Below are 16,077 nucleotides of genomic sequence, written 5' to 3' on the forward strand. Positions count from 1 at the left end.
CTCACTCCTAGACCCGAAAGGCCTCTACCAGTCGCTGCAGCGACGTTGTTCGCTGTGACATTTCCTGGGACGATTCCAACGTGCCCCGGGCGTTCTGCGCTGTCGCCAAGCCCAGTTCGCCGATTTGCGCCACGCTGGTATTAACGTCACGGGTGACCGCCGATTGTTCCTCTGCCGCCTGGGCGATCTGTTGACTCATATCGACAATGGTCGAAATACCGGCAGCAATGCGGTCCAGCGCCTCAGTCACCAGCGCAGATTTTTGTACGGTCGCTTCAGTCACCTGATGGCTGTTTGTCATTGCGGCAACCGCCCCTTTAACGCCACTCTGCAGACGCGAGATCATCTTTTCGATTTCTTCGGTGGATTTGTGAGTGCGCTGAGAAAGCGACCGCACCTCGTCGGCTACGACCGCAAAACCACGGCCCTGATCGCCGGCGCGAGCCGCTTCAATGGCCGCATTCAGCGCCAGCAGGTTGGTTTGCTCGGCGATAGCCTTGATTTCCACCAGCACCTTGCTGATGTCGCTGCTGTCAGAGCTGACCCGGTGAATCGCGTCTACAGCGCTGGAAATCTCCGTCGCCAACTGGTGAATTGTCGTCACCGAGTCGGCGACAGTCTGGCGTCCGGTCTCGGTATCTTTTTCGGCAGCTCCGGCGCTATCAGCTACCCGATGGGCGCTCTCGGTCACTTCATTGACCGCACCCGTCATCTGTCTCATAGCCTCTTGAATCTGTTCACTTTCGTGCATCTGCCGACTCACTGCATCGCTGGTTGCTACCGCCGTAGCATTCACCCGGCTCGCCTGCTGATCTACCTCTGCGGTGGTGTTACCCACCGAGCGGATCAGGCTGGCGATGCGATCGGTCATGCTGTTAAACTCGCCAGTAAGTTCACCCAGTTCATCACGATTGCTAAGTTCGATGCGCGCTGTCATATCACCCGACGCCACTTGCCGCGCCGAATCGGCAAAACGGTTTATGGCGGTGCGTACTGATATGAAAAATCCAATGTACAGATACACCACTAGCATCAACACGCACAGCAGCGAAACGATAATCAGCATTCGTTGAGTGGTTTCGAAGTGGAGACGATCACCCAGATTTTGTAACAAACCACCAAACGCCACAGCGCCAAGGCGCTGATGGTCCAGCAAATACCCGCTCAGAGCACTGTCATAGGTTTCCCAACTCATCTCAAGGCGCACTGGAGTCAGTACGTTGGTGTCCACAAAAGCTTGGGTTTGCAGCACGCTGGCGCTGACTTTCTGTACACCAGCAGCTTGGGCTGCCAGCACAGGCGCCGCTTCCTGCGCCACCGTCAACGCCGGCGTGAGCAAAGACGCCTGATTGGTCAAGTGATCATAAATTCGATTCAGCTGATCGCCCAGATCATAACTTAATTGCCCTTCCAGCAACGCGTAAATGCCATAGGATCGAGCCTGACCGATCGCACTGCGAGCCTCTGGCAAAGAGTCGCCTAATAACTTCAACAACACCAGATTTTCCCGCGAATCAGTTTGCGCCAGGCCCGACAGTTCAATGGTGGCGGGTAACAGGGTCGATGCTTTTTGCACAAACTCCTGATTGTAGGTGAATTGGGCGTCAAATCGATTATGGAATACCTGCTTGCTACGCAGAGTATTCCAGGCCTCGCGCAACTGGCCCACTTGGGCAGCCCATACGCCGCCGCGATCAAACTCGGGTGCAACACTACCCAAGCGACTAAATGCGGCATCCACAGCTGCAGCCGCTTGGTCTGCGCGGGCATGCAGTTCCTTATCGTCGCGGAATGCAGCTACCGCTTGATAATCGCGATAGTCCATGGCGCGGCGCAGTAGTTCATCGGCCTGTTCTAGCTGTGTCAAGCCAGCCTTGCTGTTGGTCGTGATTGCCACGGAATGGTTAAGCTGGGTCATGACCAGCCAGGACAGCCCGGCAATGGGCAGCAAAAAGAGGAAGCTAATGAGGCTGAATTTAAAAATCATCGGCAGCCGGTTCATCAGCGCAATGGCTGGAGCAATCAATTTTTTCACGTGTTTCGCCGCTTTATCAAATTCTGAATTTTTTATTATTCAGCTTGAGTGTCGTCCAAAATCTTAAAAACCTGAGCTTTTTTTTGTCAGGAAATGTAACAGTATGCCCCGCACTCGGCTAAGCCACGCCCGCAATCACCATCAATGCCAGCAGACACAGCCATATCAGCATACTGCGGTTAAGCAGATCGCGGATGGCGTTCAGGCTACGCTCACCATAGCTCTGCCAGTCTTGCGGGTGTAATGAGGAAAATCGGCCTGGGTCCAGCGCGTAACCGGTCAAAGCGCCATCGGCAGTGGCGACCAGCAGCTTTGCTACTGGCAATCGCCAGTGACCGCGGGCTTGGCGCCGTTGCCGCAGCCAGCCGGCCAAGTCACCGGCCAGGCCAAAGGTCAGCGCTAGCAGCCGCGCCGGCAACCAACCGCCCCACTCGCGCCAACGCTCACACTGGTCACGCCCGGCTAACGGCCAGCTCTGCCCCAATGCCACCAGGCCGCTGGCCAGCACCGCGGCAGAAATGCCGCCCACCGCGTACCAGAACAGCACCATGAAATAACGCCAGAATACTTGCGCCATTAACGCTTCAGAGAGTGCCAGTTGCATGGTTTCAGGCGATAGCGCTGCGCCGCGCTGATGCGCCGGGAGCAGGTGCTGGATATAGCGCCAAGCTGCCTGCATGTCACCACGGCGCCATGCCCGGGCGTAATTTTCCAGAAACTGACGCCAGCCTGGCATACCCAGCAACAGCAGAAGCAATAACAATTCCAGTAACCAACCCGCCAGGGGCCAGTGGTGGCGCTGCCAGTAACTCTGTGCCAGCCACACCACGGCGGTCGGAATAGCCACCGCCAGTAACGGCGCCAACGCACTCATCCGTTGGGAAAGGCTTTGCGGCAGGCCTTGCCCCACACCTTCAAACCAGCTGCGCCATAGCTGATGGCCATCGAGCTGATCGCGACTGTCCAGCCGTCGCCGCAGCAGGTAGGCCAGCACAAATGCAAGCAGGGTCATAATCTGTCCTTTGTGGGTTTCGCCAGGCTTTGATGCAGCCGCGACCAGTCAAACGCCGGCCCGGGATCGGTTTTTCGCCCCGGCGCAATGTCGCTGTGGCCCGTAATCTCGTCAACGCCAATGTCTGGCCAGGCCGCCATAATTTGCTGGCAAACAGCGGACAATGCCTGGTATTGAGCCTCGGTATAAGGCATATCGTCACTGCCTTCAAGCTCAATGCCGATGGAAAAATCATTGCACTCGTTCTGGCCGCGAAAACGGGAACAGCCAGCGTGCCAGGCACGATCCAGCAGGCTAACAAACTGGATAAGCGTGCCATCACGGCGTATCAACAGGTGGGCTGAAACAGTCATTGTGGCGATGGACTGAAAATACGGGTGGGCCTCGATGTCTAGCCGATTGCAGAAAAAATCTTCAATTTCAGGGCCCCCGAACTGGCCCGGAGGCAAGCTGATGCAGTGCACAACAATCAGGCTTACCTGGCTGGCCGCGGGCCGCGCACCAAAATTAGGAGACGGTCGCCAAAAGGCTGCATCTATTCTGCCGCTTGCGCGCAGTGTGGCTGCCGTCTCAGAGGCTTGGGTAAACACAGAGTGGGGGGTTTGAGGCAAGGCGAATCCTGATTCAACGAAGTGGTATAACTCCAATTGAATCACAAAGCGTCACCGTGTGCCACGGCACGCTGCAACCTTCAAAAGCGGCGACTGGTGCGTAAGTTGTCAATAATCGACTCCAGAGCCCGGTCAAAAATCAAACCATCGTCCAGTATTTCAATATGGCCTCGGGCCATCATTTCCGCCAGCTCGTTGCGGCGGTATTCGGCGACTTTGGCGCCGCTGCGATTTACAAATATGTACTTATCTACCGCCCGGATAAATGCCGCCAGCTTACAGCGAATCTGACTGCCATCGCGATTTAATTCAAGCCAGCAACCCACTCGCAAACTATCGGCTTTAGCCAGCCATTCATCGGCAACAACCGGTTGAGCCCTTGTGGGCTCTGAAACCTCCGGCTCGGGCGCCCGGGCAACCACCGCTTCTTTGGGGTCATCTGCGGCAACTGGCAAGGCAGGCGTCGGCTGACTGACGTCGGCGGCCTCACCGGGCGCAATCACCAAGCGCTGGAACACGTCAAGATGTGCCAGTTCCAGATCACGGATCATCGTTTCTACCGACAAACCATCCCAGGCCACACCTTCCAAAGCCCCGCGTAACTGCTCAATAACGTGCGGTATGGCTTGCTGTAACAACTCATGGGTCGTTGCCGTCAGGGGTACCGGGTCAATGGTCCAGATCAGCTGCTCGGTTAGCGCCTTGGCTCGCTGCCAAGCCTTATTGTCGGTGCTTTCATGGAGCGCTAGCCAATGCAGGTAATGGCCCCAGGGGCCATTCAGCATATTTTGCACCGGCTCGGGTAATAGCCGGCCATCCATTGCCTTGTGCAGCAGCTCTTTGGCGTCTGAGATTGCCTGTTCATGGCGCGCACGGCCTTCTTCTGCGTCCCGCAGGCGCTGCTCTACCAAATCACTGCGGCGCTGGTCCAGATCAGAAAACCGGTTGAAATCGTCCAACAATTCGTTAAACAGCGATACGTCTGTGGAAAAATCCGCCAGTATCCGGTTTACCACCGCGCTGATTTTATCCAGTAGTGGGTCACGCTGACCGGGGCGTTTTTCAGTCCAGCCGGTGGCGGCCAGTGCCATTTCGTTAAGCAACTTGCGTGCGGGATGGCCACCACGGTTGAAGAAATTCTTGTCTGTTAACGCCACTTTCAGCACCGGTATCTGCAACCGTGCCAACAGGCTTTTCATCACCGAATGCAAATGGCGGTCGTCCAGAATAAACTCGAACAGCATAGCCACCAGATTGATGACGTCGTTGTCCACCTGGCCGGGCCGCAGTGACTGACCAGACGAACTCTGTAACACCGGTTGCAGCTGCTGGTTCAGAGGTACCAGCGGCGCACTGGCGTCATTGCCAAATGCGGTCTGAACCTGGTTCAGCCGAGCCAGCAGGGCGTCGGTTTGCAACCATTGCCCGCCACTGGCATGAGCGTGACCCTCACCAGATGCAGCCTGACCCTGCCGCAGCAGCGCGCTCAGTTGCGAAAAAGTAGCGGCTGAAACCTCTGCCTCTGTCTGAGGTTTTCCCACACCATACCCGCCCGCCTCTCGGAACGCTGCTGATGGCGGCGGCACCGGCGTGCCCTGGCGGCTGCGAGCCGGTTGCGCCGCGCTGACCGCTTTGCTGTCAGGCAGAACGCCTTCTTCTATCAGAGTCACATTGGCGCCGTGATACACCTCGCCGAGGCTGCTCACCAGCAGTTGGTCAAACAATTTCAACACTATCAGCCGTGCTTTTATGTCAACATCAAGGTCTTTGCTGGCCGCGGCCAGTCCACCGCACAGCACTTCCGGGCACAACGGCATCTGGTCGTCTTCCAGAGTCACACCGGGTAATAGATGGCGCACGCGCAAGCTCAGGTGACGTAACGCTTCACTGTATTGATAGCGCAGTTTTGTGACCATATTATCGATGGCCACCTGTTGCTCAAGTTCGGCGTGATCCAGCAGGCTAAGAGAACCTTCATCCACACTGCCGAGGCCCGGAACGGTGCTCTGCGGGCGGAACTTGCCAATATCATTGAAGGCCTGACTGACGTGATGCAACACCGCTACCGTCATCGACTTGCGACGCAGCCGAAGTTCGCGCATGGCGTCAAAATAGCGGGTTTGTTCCTGATCAGTGCTGGCGCGATCGGCGAGTTCGAACAGAGCATCGTCAGCGCGGTCAAAAAATTGATTCAGCACCGTACGGATACTCTGGGCAGACGCGTCCCGTAGCCGAATTAACGCAGTCGGCAAAAAAAAGCGGGACGTTGAACCCTGTCCCGTGATGTTGACAACTTTTTTGTCCTGCACTGAATCTATCTCCTGTTAGCGCCGAGCCGCCTTTTCCTTTGCTGATCGGAATATACTTTCAAATACTATCATAAAGCCTTATTGCGTCAGTATGTGTCAGGATTTGTCATGATTTGTAGAGTCTTGAGCTGGATCACACTCGGCAACATGTACGCGGCGGTTGGCGAACGCCGGCGGGCGCGATAAACTGCGTTTCTGCCTATTTGTGCCGCGTGCACCTAACTTCTCTGCCGTTACGGACACCACACCATGATCAGTGCCGAACTTCTGCGCCAGTCTAGAATTGAAACGGTTGCCCACAGTCTGCGCGAAGACATTGGCGACGGTGACATTACGGCACAACTTATCGCCGCTGACACCCGCGCCGGCGGCCGCGTGATTACCCGCGAACACGCCGTTATTGCCGGCCGCGAATGGGTAGATGAAGTATTCCGTCAGGTTGATCGCGACGTTGTTCTGGACTGGCAGGTGGAAGACGGCCAACGCGTCGAACCCGGTCAGCTGCTGTTCCGTATGAACGGCCTGGCCCGCAGCCTGCTGACTGCCGAGCGTGCGGCCTTAAACTGGCTTCAAACCCTGTCTGCAGTCGCCACCCTCGCCGCCCGTTACGCGGCGCTGATCAGCCACACCCGTACGCAATTACTGGATACCCGCAAAACTCTGCCTGGCTTACGCCTGGCGCAAAAATACGCGATCACCTGTGGCGGCTGCAGTAATCATCGTTTGGGATTGTGGGACGCTTTTCTGATCAAAGAAAACCACATTGCGGCCTGCGGTTCTATTGCGGCCGCTGTGCGTGCAGCGCGGGAACTGGCGCCGGGCAAACCGGTAGAAGTAGAAACCGAAAATCTGAACGAACTGCAACAGGCACTGGATGCCGGTGCCGACATCATCATGCTTGACGAGTTTTCTCTGGCGGATATGCGCACAGCAGTGGCCCAAACTGCGGGTAAGGCAAAGCTTGAAGCCTCTGGCGGCATTGACGACAGCACCTTGGTGGCCATTGCCGAAACCGGTGTCGACTTTATCTCTTTGGGCACGCTGACAAAAAACCTGCGGGCCGTAGACCTGTCCATGCGCCTAGACGCCTGAGCTGTGATCATATTTCGTGGCCTGGCGATAGCGCTCAGCAGGGCTTCGCTCCCAGCAGTTCGTCCAAAGCGGCCAGTTCACGGATCAAAGCCTGCCCGGGGCCAGAGCCCCTGCGATAGTGCTCTTCTGCCATTGGCGCCACGCCGCTGACCGTGGGTAACGGCTGAGCATCTTCAACCAGCTGTTTTAGCCGCGCCAAAAGCACAAACTGCAACCATTGTTCAAAGCTCATCGTATCCAGGCAGAACGGCTCGCGGCTGAGGTACTTTTCCGCCGCCAGAGGCTCGCTTTGCCAGCAATTCATCTGGCGCAGCTGAATTTCAATGGCTAACAGACGGTCGGCAACCTGATAGGCCTGGCCAGAGCTGTCGGGTGCGGCTGTCATTTTTGCGCCGTCAGCGCTGCATCGGCCATCAGTGGTTCGCCGTGAAGCAGCCGGTACAGGTCTTCGAACTGTTGGGTTAGAGGGTGTCGCGGCGCCATATGAATCAGCGGCTGATGACACTGATGGGACTCTTTCATTTTCACTGAGCTAGACAAGCGAACCGACAATACCGGCAAACCTTCCTGCTCCAATTCAGCCAACAGCTTGGACGGCAGACTGGCGCGGGCCTGAAACTGATTGGCAACAATGCCCTCAATACTCAACTCCGGGTTGTGGTCCTCCTGCAGTTCCTGAATTTCGTGAATGATGCTGTACAGCGCTTGGCGCGCGAAATCATCACAATCAAACGGAATCAGGCAGCGCTGGGCACCAATCAGCGCCGAGCGGGTATAAAAATTCAGCGCCGGCGCGGTATCAATGTAAATGTCGTCGAAATGTTGATCCAGCTTTTTCAAGGCTTCACGCAGTTTGTAGATTTTGTGCTTGGCTTCAAGTTTACGTTCGAGAAACTCCAGCTCCGGGCTTGAAGGCAACACCCAGAGGTTCTCAAAAGGCGTCGCGTGCACAAACGACTCTTCCGGGCGCCGGTTGAACACCGTGAACGCCAAGGTCTGCTCAAGCAAATCAGCCGCGTTATTATCGAGCTCGGTGGCAGGCCGACCCATCAGGTAATGGGTTGAATTACCCTGCGGGTCCAGATCAACCACTAACGTGCGCTTGCCGCGGGCCGCACTGATCGCGGCCAGGTTGCAGGTAATACTGGACTTACCGACACCGCCTTTCTGATTGAATACCACACGTCTCATCGCTCGTCTCCTTACTTGTGTATGGGCGTTCGCTCATAGCGGCCGCAGTTACCAGTTCATTACGGTTTTTACAAACGGAATGGTCAGCCGGCGCTGGGCTTGCAACGAATTTTCGTCCAGCGAGTCCAGAATGGCCAGCAGCTCACCCAGCTGTCGCGGTGCGCGGCGCAGAATAAATCCGGCAACGTCGTCAGCCATCACCAGCCCTCGCTGCTCTGCGCGGGCCATCAGAATACGCTTGCGATCTGAATCGCGGTAAATACCCAGCTGCAGAGTCAAGCCGTGGCTAAGGCGAGAAGACAAATCGGGCAAAATGAACGGTAAAGATGCGGGCACGTCCGACAAGCTCACAACAAGCTGGTGACCGGCATCCAGCATGCGGTTGTAAAGATGAAAAACGGCCTCTTCCCAGCCGGTCTGACCAACAACGCTGTCCAAATCGTCCAGGCACACCAGGTTAAATTGCTCGAGCCCGGTAAGCGCATCTGGTCCAAACGGCCCCAGCTCGGTAATGCTGATGCAAACCGCTGATAACGACTGGCTTTCAGCGTAATGGCACAGGGCCTGTAACAGGTGGCTTTTGCCAGTATCAGAATCGCCACACAACAACAACACTGGAACCGTTACCGGAGGCTGACAAGCCTGCTGCAAACGCTTGGCCACGGCCGCGTTGCGCTCGCCGTGGAAGTTGTCGAAACGGGCATCGTCACGCAATTTAACACCCAGAATGAGCTGTGAACTTGTCACGACAACCTGGCCCTCCATGCCCGTAAGCTCCAAGCGAGCAGATAGTGCGCACCGCTAAGCACTGTGAATACAGCAACTATCCAGACGAGCGCCGAGTTTATCCACGGCGGCGTCATAATTATGACCTGCAACAGCATTACCAGCAGCACTGCAAGAATCTGAATCGCGGTGTTGAATTTACCCAAAAGACTCGGCGCCATTTCGAATCTACCGATTCCATAGTGAAATATCAGTGCGCCACACACAATTAACAGGTCACGCCCCAGCACCAGCAAAAACAGCCATAAAGGAAATACGCCGCCCAGCGCCAACATCAGATAGGCGCTGATGAGTAAAGCTTTGTCCGCCAGAGGGTCAACGATGGCGCCAAAGCGGGAGCGCCAGTTAAAGCGGCGGGCCAGATACCCATCCACGCCGTCAGTCACCGCTGCCACAGTAAAAATAATCAATGCTATGGAATAATTGCCTGCGTGCAACTCCATAGCAAACGGAGCAATCAACGCGATACGCAGAAAGGTTAGAGCATTTGGAATCCAGCGCCAATGATGCAAACTCAAAGCGCCCTCCTCGCATCGAGTTTAACGCACCACCGCCGGAACCGGTGAAGGCTGCCAGCGATAGATCAGAACCGGATACAGCGCCTGCAGAGCCTGTTCGTCGGACGGTCCGGCCGCTGTTGGCTGCGACACCAAGCGGGAATCCAGCGTGATGTAGTCACGCAGCTGGTCCAACTCACCAGAGAATGTCAGGCGCATGGTCAGCTCACTGCCTTTCACTTCAACAGGCGCGACACTGTCAACAGCATTAATCTGCGCCAATGCTCGGGTTATTTCGGCGTAGTCCGCTAATTTAGTCACGCCTTGCAGTACCAAATCTACCGTAGGCTGTTTACCAGCATCGCCTTCGCTTGCCCCGTAACGGCTAACATAAAGTTCGGTCCAGCGATCAACTAAGGCCTGCGCCAGGGCGGCCGGCGAATCTGAGCTCACCGTCTGCTCGCCAGGGCTATCAGAACTGAAGCCGTCCATCACCCAACCCGCGCGCCACTGACCACCGCTACGACTCACCCGCACCAGCGCCATCACATCACGACCAACATCATTGGAAGCGCTGCGTACACGGCTAAAAAACTGACCCCAGATATCCGACAGCAACTCGCGATTACCGGCCGCACTTGCAACCGGTAACACCAAGGGCAAGCCGCGGACCCGCGATGCGCTTTCAAGACCGGAGCGGAAATCGGCACTGGCACCGTCAAGAGGGCCGATATCGGTAATCAATGCCCTCCCACCATTTTCTTCAAGCGCAACCCAAGCCAAGGTCAGTGGCCGGTTGGCACCCCACACCGGCGCCTGAATTGAGGCCAGCGCCTGGGTGACGGCTACCGCGCCAAAGCTCATCTGTACCCGGCTTTCAGCACCTGCATTCAAAACCTGGTAAGACGTCAGCATCGACTCTGCCGCAGCAAGTACCCGATCAACATCTTCACGCTCCAATACTCCACGGCTACCGGCAACACGCACCAGCACCTCACGCAGCCCTGCGTCATAAGACGCCGATAACGCCTCTGATCCGGAGCCTTCCAGAGCTACGTTGGCAGAGTACAGATTGTTGACGGGTACTGCCTGAGCCTGAGCCGCCAGCAACAACATTGCCGCCAATACCCAGCGCACAGCGGACTGCCTGACACGGGCCCGGGCGCTAACGACGAGGCTGCAGCAAGACGCGGACAATAACTTGAAGTTGATTGACCTTTGAAAGTCAGGCACAAAGATTTTTTGAAATTCAGGCCTGTAGTTCTTTTGAAATGCACGCATGTAAAAACCCGGCAATTGCATGGACGACGGACAGGATACACCAAGCCCCCGGGCCTGAGTAGCGCTGCACCCCGGCACCCTTAAGGCGGAATCGTGGCAATTACGGTTGGACCCCTTCACTGCACCTGCTAAAATCCGCGCCTTGACCCACTGGCCAACGGTTTACAGATCCATGAGCGAACACAAGCCTTCTTTAACTTACCGCGACGCCGGCGTTGATATTGACGCCGGCAATGAACTCGTCAACCGCATTAAAGCGACAGCGGCACGCACCCGTCGCCCGGAAGTGCTGGGCGGCCTGGGTGGGTTTGGCGCCATGGTTGCCATTCCTGCTGGCTATAAAGAGCCTGTCCTGGTGTCTGGCACCGACGGCGTAGGCACAAAATTGCGCCTGGCCATGCAGTTACAAAAACACGACACCATCGGCATCGACCTGGTCGCCATGTGCGTGAACGACCTGATTGTGGGTGGCGCCGAGCCCCTGTTTTTCCTGGACTATTACGCCACTGGAAAACTGAACGTAGACGTTGCTGCCAGCGTGGTTGAAGGCATTGGCGAAGGCTGTGAGCTGGCCGGCTGCGCCCTGGTGGGTGGCGAAACCGCCGAAATGCCGGGCATGTACGAAGGTGACGACTACGATCTTGCCGGATTCTGCGTTGGCATAGCCGAACGCGCTGATATTATTGACGGCAGCCGCGTGCGCCCGGGTGATGCCCTGCTGGCGATGGGCTCTTCCGGCCCCCATTCCAACGGCTATTCACTGATCCGCAAAATTTTGGAAGTCAGCAACGCCGATCTGAACCAGCCAATAGGCGATACTACCCTGGCCGAAGCCCTGATGGCCCCGACACGCATCTATGTAAAAAACTTGCTAAAGCTGATTCGCGACATAGACGTTCGTGCTCTGTCACACATTACCGGCGGTGGCCTGCCCGAGAACATACCTCGCGTGCTGCCCAAGGGCACCGTGGCCACAATTGACACCGCCAGCTGGCAGCTACCACCGGTGTTCCAATGGTTAAAAGACGCCGGCGGCGTGGCCACTGAAGAAATGTACCGCACGTTTAACTGCGGCATTGGCATGGTGCTATGCGTTCCACAAGACCAACTGTCGCTGACATTGGATACACTCAATGCCATGGGCGAAACGGCGTGGCATCTTGGTACGATTGAAGCCGGCGTGGATCACCAGGCCGACAGCGTTGTACGCTACCAGCCGGGACTGCTGGCGATATGAAAGCGGATCCGTCACCGCGCCCCAAGATTCTGATTCTGGTGTCAGGCGCAGGCACCAACCTGCAGGCGTTGATTAAAGCCAGCCGTGAGCGCGACTACCCCGCCGACATAGTGGCGGTTGGCAGCAATCAAGCCAAGGCGCCAGCGCTTGCGAAGGCGGCCTATGCAAACATTCCGACCTTTGTGATTGAGCACGGTCGCTATGGCAGTCGCGATGAATTCGATGGCGCCCTGATGCAGGAAATCCGCCGCCACAATCCGGACCTGATTGTGCTGGCCGGTTTCATGCGCATCCTGACCGAGGGCTTTGTCCGCGCGTTCCGCGGCCAACTGCTGAACATTCATCCTTCGCTGCTACCAAAATACACCGGCCTGAATACCCACCAGCGCGCACTGGACGCCGGTGACAAAGTGCACGGTGTATCTGTGCACTTTGTCACCGAAGAACTGGATGGAGGGCCGATTATCGCTCAGGCCCAAATTGCAGTGGGCCCGGACGACAGCGCTGAAACCCTGGCGCAGAAGGCGCAGACTCAGGAGCATGTGCTTTATCCGATTGTGGTGCGTTGGTGCTGTGAGGGCCGCGTGCAACTCGGTGCTGAACAGGTTTTTTTTGATGGCCAGGCGCTCTCCCAGCCCTTGGTATTGCCGGCAAACTAATCGGCCGAACACTGTATTGGAGGAGGCAATCATGCAGAAAAAACCCCGTATTGAATCAGCATTTTCGAGGTTGCCCCTGCTACTCAATCTGGCCTTGTCGGTGTGCCTGGCTATCTTCACCGCGTCTGCGCTGGCGGCGGTTGAGGATGAGTCGTCAGGCACCGCGGAGCTAGCACCTTTCGAGGCTTCTTTTACCGCCTCTATCGAGAAGGGTATTACTTTGAACGGCAGCGCAAAACGCATTCTTAGCAACCAGAGTAATGGCGTTTGGCTTTATCGTACCTCGGTAAAGTCGTTTGTAGCCGATATTGAAGAATCGGTGGTTCTGAAGTGGCAGGACGGTCAGGTCATTCCTCTGCGCTATCGCTATAAGCTGTCAGGTTTGCTAATTCGCGATCGTGAAGAGACCATCGATTTTGACTGGGAGCAAAATCTTGCGACTGGCCGCTATAAAGGCACAGCATTCGAAACTCCCCTCAGCCCTGGCATGCTGGACCCACTAGGCTATCAACTTCAGTTGCACCAGGATCTCAAAGCAGGAAAACGTGAAATGGAATACCGTTATGTGCGCCACGGAAGGCCGAGCGAAGATAGATTCGCGGTGATTGACGAAGGGACGATTGAAACTCTACAAGGCGAAATAAACGCTCTGACGGTCGAAAAACTGCGTGGCGAAGGCGCCAAGCGGGAGACGCTGATGTGGTTCGCCCCAAAATTCAACTACGCGCTGGTGCAATTACTGCAAACCGAGCCTGATGGCAGCCGCTACGAGCTCAACCTGAAAAGCATAAAACAGCTTTAATTTGCGCTCGGGCTAAGGGCATTAGCCCGCAGCTTCAGCCTCAACCCAAACCGCTTTAACTTCTTCAGCAATAATCCTCAGCCCTTCGGCAACCCGCTCGTCGTCCTGCGAATAGGTCACCCGCAGGCACTCGTCACGGTGATTCCAGCCATCCTCGGATAGCCCCGGGAAAAAGTAATGACCAGACACCACCAACACACCGCGAAGCTTCAAGCGCTGATACAGTTCCAGGCTGGTAATCGGTAAATCCGGAAACCACAGCCACAGGAACATCGCGCCCTCGGGTTTGTGGATATACCAGCGGCACGACGCATCTTCCATGGCGCCGGTGAATGCTGCCACGGCGCGCTGCATTTTGGCCTTATAGAACGGGCATACCACGTCACGGCTTAGTGTCAGGATCTCCCCCGAGCGCACCAACGGCTCCGCCAGCATGGCACCAAAGCTCCCAGTAGCCAGATTCATGATCGCATTAATGCTTGCCAGCGCCTTGATGGTAGGCGCTGCAGCAATCACAATACCGGTGCGAGCCGCAGGCAAGCCCAGTTTGGACAGGCTCAAACAAAGAATAATTTGCTCGTTCCAGGTCGGTTTGGCTTCGGTAAACAACAGACTGGGAAACGGTGTACCGTAAGCGCCATCCACAATCAGAGGGATATTTTGGCGCCGCGCCAGGATTTCCAATTGCGCCAGCTCGTCATCGGTAATGACGTTGCCGGTAGGGTTGGTTGGCCTGGACACACAAATAGCGCCGGTTTCGCCGGTCACTTCTACCGCGTCAAAGTCGATTCGGTATTTGAACTCGTGGGCGTCGGTGAAGGAAATATCAGGCTGCACCGCGTGAAACAAGTCCGCGTCTATGCCCGCGTCGGCGTAACCGATGTACTCCGGTGCCAGCGGCAACAGAATGTGTTTGTGCACGCCATCGCCGTAATCACCACCGAACATATTGAACAGCATAAAAAATGCTGCCTGGCTGCCATTGGTGAGCGCAATGTTCTCGCTGGTCAGGTCCCAACCATACTCACGGCTCAATAATTCCGCCAACGCGGCGATAAACTGCTTTTCGCCTTGGGGAGGATCATAAACGCCCACCAGGCGGCGCATATCGTCGTCACTCTGGCTGATCTGAACAAGAATCTCCCGAACCCGCTGTTGTATCTCCGGAATATGACCGGGGTTGCCGCCGCCCATCATGATCAGGTCATCACCCGAGGCCATGGCGTTACCTAAATCATCCATCAACGAGGTAATACCGGCATCCGCCGTAAATTTCTGGCCAAACGCAGAGAGTTTCATCAGATCAAATCCATTGGTCGAACGGTTTTATTCAGTCAAGGTTATTCAGTCAATGTTAATCGGACAGCGAAATGCCCAGATTGCTAACGCCATCGTTTTCCGCTCGCTGGCGCAGGGTAGTGATAAAGTCCTGCCGTGGAACGCGCTGACGCTTTAATTCCAGCACCAGGTCGCGCTGAAACAACTTGTCATCTTTCATCAAGGGATGCTGGTCCAGCAGGCGCACCAGTTCGTCTTCGCTTAGCTCTTCGGCCTCCGAAACCTCAACAAAGCTCATCACGGTTGCCGTGGCAAGCTGTGAAGCTTCTGTTGCTCTATGCTTGCCAGGATTAAGCCGGTTCAACAGCGCCTGTTCCAGCAACTGGCAAAAGTCATATGCGGGGTACACGCCGTAGGCGTCGTAGTCCTCAACGTTTGGCGATAGCGCTTCTAGCTTGCGCAGCCACTGGGGAATGGCAGTCTCGATGGCATCTGGCTTTAACAGATTCCAACCCGCATCCAGAATCTGGCGCATTTTGGCGCCGGTTTTCAATTCCATGGCGTCCGCAAACAGGGCGTAATTGGGAAACGCCCGCTCGGCCAGCGATAGCAAAAACGCGCATTCGCGCCAGCCTTGTAGCTGCTGTACTGCTTTTAAAAACTGATTGGCGTTCATGTGCGTGGCAGCGTTACGCCGGTTTGGCCCAAATACTTGCCGCCCCGGTCTTTATAGCTGGTTTCACACACTTCGTCAGCCTCGAAAAACAGCATCTGCGCCACGCCTTCGTTGGCGTAAATTTTCGCCGGCAAGTTGGTGGTGTTGGAAAATTCCAATGTCACCTGGCCTTCCCACTCTGGCTCAAGCGGAGTGACGTTGACAATAATGCCGCAGCGGGCATAAGTAGATTTGCCCAGGCAGATCGTCAGCACATTACGGGGAATGCGAAAATATTCCACCGTGCGCGCCAGCACAAACGAGTTGGGCGGAATAATGCACACATCGCTGGTAATATTCACAAAGCTGTTTTCGTCAAAATTCTTCGGGTCTACCGTGGCGGAATGCACGTTGGTGAAGATTTTGAACTCGTTGCTGCAGCGCACGTCGTAGCCATAGCTGGAGGTACCGTAGGAAATGACCCGGCCCTTTTCCGATTCACGCACCTGGCCGGGCTCAAAGGGCTCGATCATGTTGTGTTGCTGCGCCATGCGGCGAATCCACTTGTCGGGTTTAATGCTCATGCTGGTTTCTCATATCCCGGAGTTATAAAGGGCGACAGTTTAACTGTT

General features: G+C 56.0%; 16 protein-coding genes. 4 read left to right on the plus strand and 12 right to left on the minus strand.

Annotated elements, in window-relative coordinates:
• Positions 1-7: 7 nt before the first annotated feature.
• From MIH18_RS04585 to MIH18_RS04600, 4 genes are all read right to left on the minus strand, one after another.
• Positions 8-2,035, minus strand: coding sequence for a methyl-accepting chemotaxis protein (locus tag MIH18_RS04585; RefSeq protein ID WP_249008394.1), 2,028 nt, complete (start codon positions 2,033-2,035; stop codon positions 8-10).
• 118 nt (positions 2,036-2,153) lie between these two features.
• Positions 2,154-3,047, minus strand: coding sequence for a regulatory signaling modulator protein AmpE (gene ampE / locus MIH18_RS04590; protein WP_249008393.1), 894 nt, complete (start codon positions 3,045-3,047; stop codon positions 2,154-2,156).
• Positions 3,044-3,604 (minus strand): 1,6-anhydro-N-acetylmuramyl-L-alanine amidase AmpD, encoded by a 561-nt coding sequence (gene ampD / locus MIH18_RS04595; protein ID WP_249008964.1) that lies wholly within the window; start codon positions 3,602-3,604, stop codon positions 3,044-3,046. Before ampD ends, ampE begins: the two co-directional genes overlap by 4 nt.
• A 134-nt stretch (positions 3,605-3,738) precedes the next feature.
• Positions 3,739-5,967, minus strand: a complete 2,229-nt coding sequence (locus MIH18_RS04600; RefSeq protein WP_249008392.1) for a DUF1631 domain-containing protein — start codon at positions 5,965-5,967, stop codon at positions 3,739-3,741.
• Between the two features lie 249 nt (positions 5,968-6,216).
• Between MIH18_RS04600 and nadC the strand changes: the two genes are divergently transcribed.
• Entirely contained in the window at positions 6,217-7,059 is an 843-nt protein-coding gene (gene nadC / locus MIH18_RS04605) for a carboxylating nicotinate-nucleotide diphosphorylase (RefSeq protein WP_249008391.1), read from the plus strand.
• 34 nt (positions 7,060-7,093) lie between these two features.
• Here nadC and MIH18_RS04610 read toward each other — a convergent pair whose 3' ends face one another.
• Genes MIH18_RS04610 through MIH18_RS04630 form a run of 5 tightly spaced genes read right to left on the minus strand, consistent with a single transcriptional unit; the run spans position 7,094 to position 10,670 of the window.
• Positions 7,094-7,444, minus strand: a complete 351-nt coding sequence (locus MIH18_RS04610) for a YqcC family protein (RefSeq protein ID WP_249008390.1) — start codon at positions 7,442-7,444, stop codon at positions 7,094-7,096.
• Positions 7,441-8,250, minus strand: a complete 810-nt coding sequence (locus MIH18_RS04615; protein ID WP_249008389.1) for a ParA family protein — start codon at positions 8,248-8,250, stop codon at positions 7,441-7,443. The genes MIH18_RS04610 and MIH18_RS04615 overlap by 4 nt, the downstream gene beginning before the upstream one ends.
• Before the next feature lie 48 nt (positions 8,251-8,298).
• Positions 8,299-9,015 (minus strand): DnaA regulatory inactivator Hda, encoded by a 717-nt coding sequence (gene hda, locus MIH18_RS04620; RefSeq protein ID WP_249008388.1) that lies wholly within the window; start codon positions 9,013-9,015, stop codon positions 8,299-8,301.
• Positions 8,994-9,554: a CDP-diacylglycerol--glycerol-3-phosphate 3-phosphatidyltransferase gene (gene pgsA / locus MIH18_RS04625; protein WP_249008387.1), complete on the minus strand. Its 561-nt coding sequence runs from the start codon at positions 9,552-9,554 to the stop codon at positions 8,994-8,996. Before pgsA ends, hda begins: the two co-directional genes overlap by 22 nt.
• 21 nt (positions 9,555-9,575) lie before the next feature.
• Positions 9,576-10,670, minus strand: a complete 1,095-nt coding sequence (locus tag MIH18_RS04630) for a DUF2066 domain-containing protein (protein WP_249008386.1) — start codon at positions 10,668-10,670, stop codon at positions 9,576-9,578.
• 316 nt (positions 10,671-10,986) lie between these two features.
• Here MIH18_RS04630 and purM point away from each other — a divergent pair, with 316 nt between their 5' ends.
• From purM to MIH18_RS04645, 3 genes are read left to right on the plus strand one after another with little or no spacing between them, the layout of a single operon-like run.
• Positions 10,987-12,051: a phosphoribosylformylglycinamidine cyclo-ligase gene (gene purM / locus MIH18_RS04635; RefSeq protein ID WP_249008385.1), complete on the plus strand. Its 1,065-nt coding sequence runs from the start codon at positions 10,987-10,989 to the stop codon at positions 12,049-12,051.
• Complete coding sequence (gene purN / locus MIH18_RS04640; RefSeq protein WP_249008384.1) at positions 12,048-12,710, plus strand: phosphoribosylglycinamide formyltransferase; 663 nt, start codon at positions 12,048-12,050, stop codon at positions 12,708-12,710. The genes purM and purN overlap by 4 nt, the downstream gene beginning before the upstream one ends.
• Before the next feature lie 31 nt (positions 12,711-12,741).
• Complete coding sequence (locus MIH18_RS04645) at positions 12,742-13,512, plus strand: DUF3108 domain-containing protein (RefSeq protein ID WP_249008383.1); 771 nt, start codon at positions 12,742-12,744, stop codon at positions 13,510-13,512.
• A 21-nt stretch (positions 13,513-13,533) separates the two neighbouring features.
• On the opposite strand, the gene MIH18_RS04650 is transcribed toward MIH18_RS04645, so the two are convergent.
• The 3 genes from MIH18_RS04650 to dcd are packed head-to-tail and all read right to left on the minus strand — an operon-like array spanning position 13,534 to position 16,029.
• Positions 13,534-14,811 (minus strand): valine--pyruvate transaminase, encoded by a 1,278-nt coding sequence (locus MIH18_RS04650; protein WP_249008382.1) that lies wholly within the window; start codon positions 14,809-14,811, stop codon positions 13,534-13,536.
• A 55-nt stretch (positions 14,812-14,866) separates the two neighbouring features.
• Complete coding sequence (locus MIH18_RS04655; RefSeq protein WP_249008381.1) at positions 14,867-15,466, minus strand: YjaG family protein; 600 nt, start codon at positions 15,464-15,466, stop codon at positions 14,867-14,869.
• Positions 15,463-16,029, minus strand: a complete 567-nt coding sequence (dcd, locus tag MIH18_RS04660; RefSeq protein WP_249008380.1) for a dCTP deaminase — start codon at positions 16,027-16,029, stop codon at positions 15,463-15,465. Before dcd ends, MIH18_RS04655 begins: the two co-directional genes overlap by 4 nt.
• Between the last annotated feature and the right edge of the window lie 48 nt (positions 16,030-16,077).

It is taken from the genome of Marinobacter sp. M3C (genome assembly GCF_023311895.1).
Taxonomy (GTDB): Bacteria; Pseudomonadota; Gammaproteobacteria; order Pseudomonadales; family Oleiphilaceae; genus Marinobacter.

What these genes read in the sequence shown, in the direction of transcription:
- ampE (WP_249008393.1), bottom strand. Translation starts at nt 3,047, where the DNA reads ATGACCCTGCTTGCATTTGTGCTGGCCTACCTGCTGCGGCGACGGCTG.
- nadC (WP_249008391.1), top strand. Translation starts at nt 6,217, where the DNA reads ATGATCAGTGCCGAACTTCTGCGCCAGTCTAGAATTGAAACGGTTGCC.
- MIH18_RS04610 (WP_249008390.1), bottom strand. Translation starts at nt 7,444, where the DNA reads ATGACAGCCGCACCCGACAGCTCTGGCCAGGCCTATCAGGTTGCCGAC.
- MIH18_RS04615 (WP_249008389.1), bottom strand. Translation starts at nt 8,250, where the DNA reads ATGAGACGTGTGGTATTCAATCAGAAAGGCGGTGTCGGTAAGTCCAGT.
- hda (WP_249008388.1), bottom strand. Translation starts at nt 9,015, where the DNA reads ATGGAGGGCCAGGTTGTCGTGACAAGTTCACAGCTCATTCTGGGTGTT.
- purM (WP_249008385.1), top strand. Translation starts at nt 10,987, where the DNA reads ATGAGCGAACACAAGCCTTCTTTAACTTACCGCGACGCCGGCGTTGAT.
- purN (WP_249008384.1), top strand. Translation starts at nt 12,048, where the DNA reads ATGAAAGCGGATCCGTCACCGCGCCCCAAGATTCTGATTCTGGTGTCA.
- MIH18_RS04645 (WP_249008383.1), top strand. Translation starts at nt 12,742, where the DNA reads ATGCAGAAAAAACCCCGTATTGAATCAGCATTTTCGAGGTTGCCCCTG.
- MIH18_RS04650 (WP_249008382.1), bottom strand. Translation starts at nt 14,811, where the DNA reads ATGAAACTCTCTGCGTTTGGCCAGAAATTTACGGCGGATGCCGGTATT.
- MIH18_RS04655 (WP_249008381.1), bottom strand. Translation starts at nt 15,466, where the DNA reads ATGAACGCCAATCAGTTTTTAAAAGCAGTACAGCAGCTACAAGGCTGG.
- dcd (WP_249008380.1), bottom strand. Translation starts at nt 16,029, where the DNA reads ATGAGCATTAAACCCGACAAGTGGATTCGCCGCATGGCGCAGCAACAC.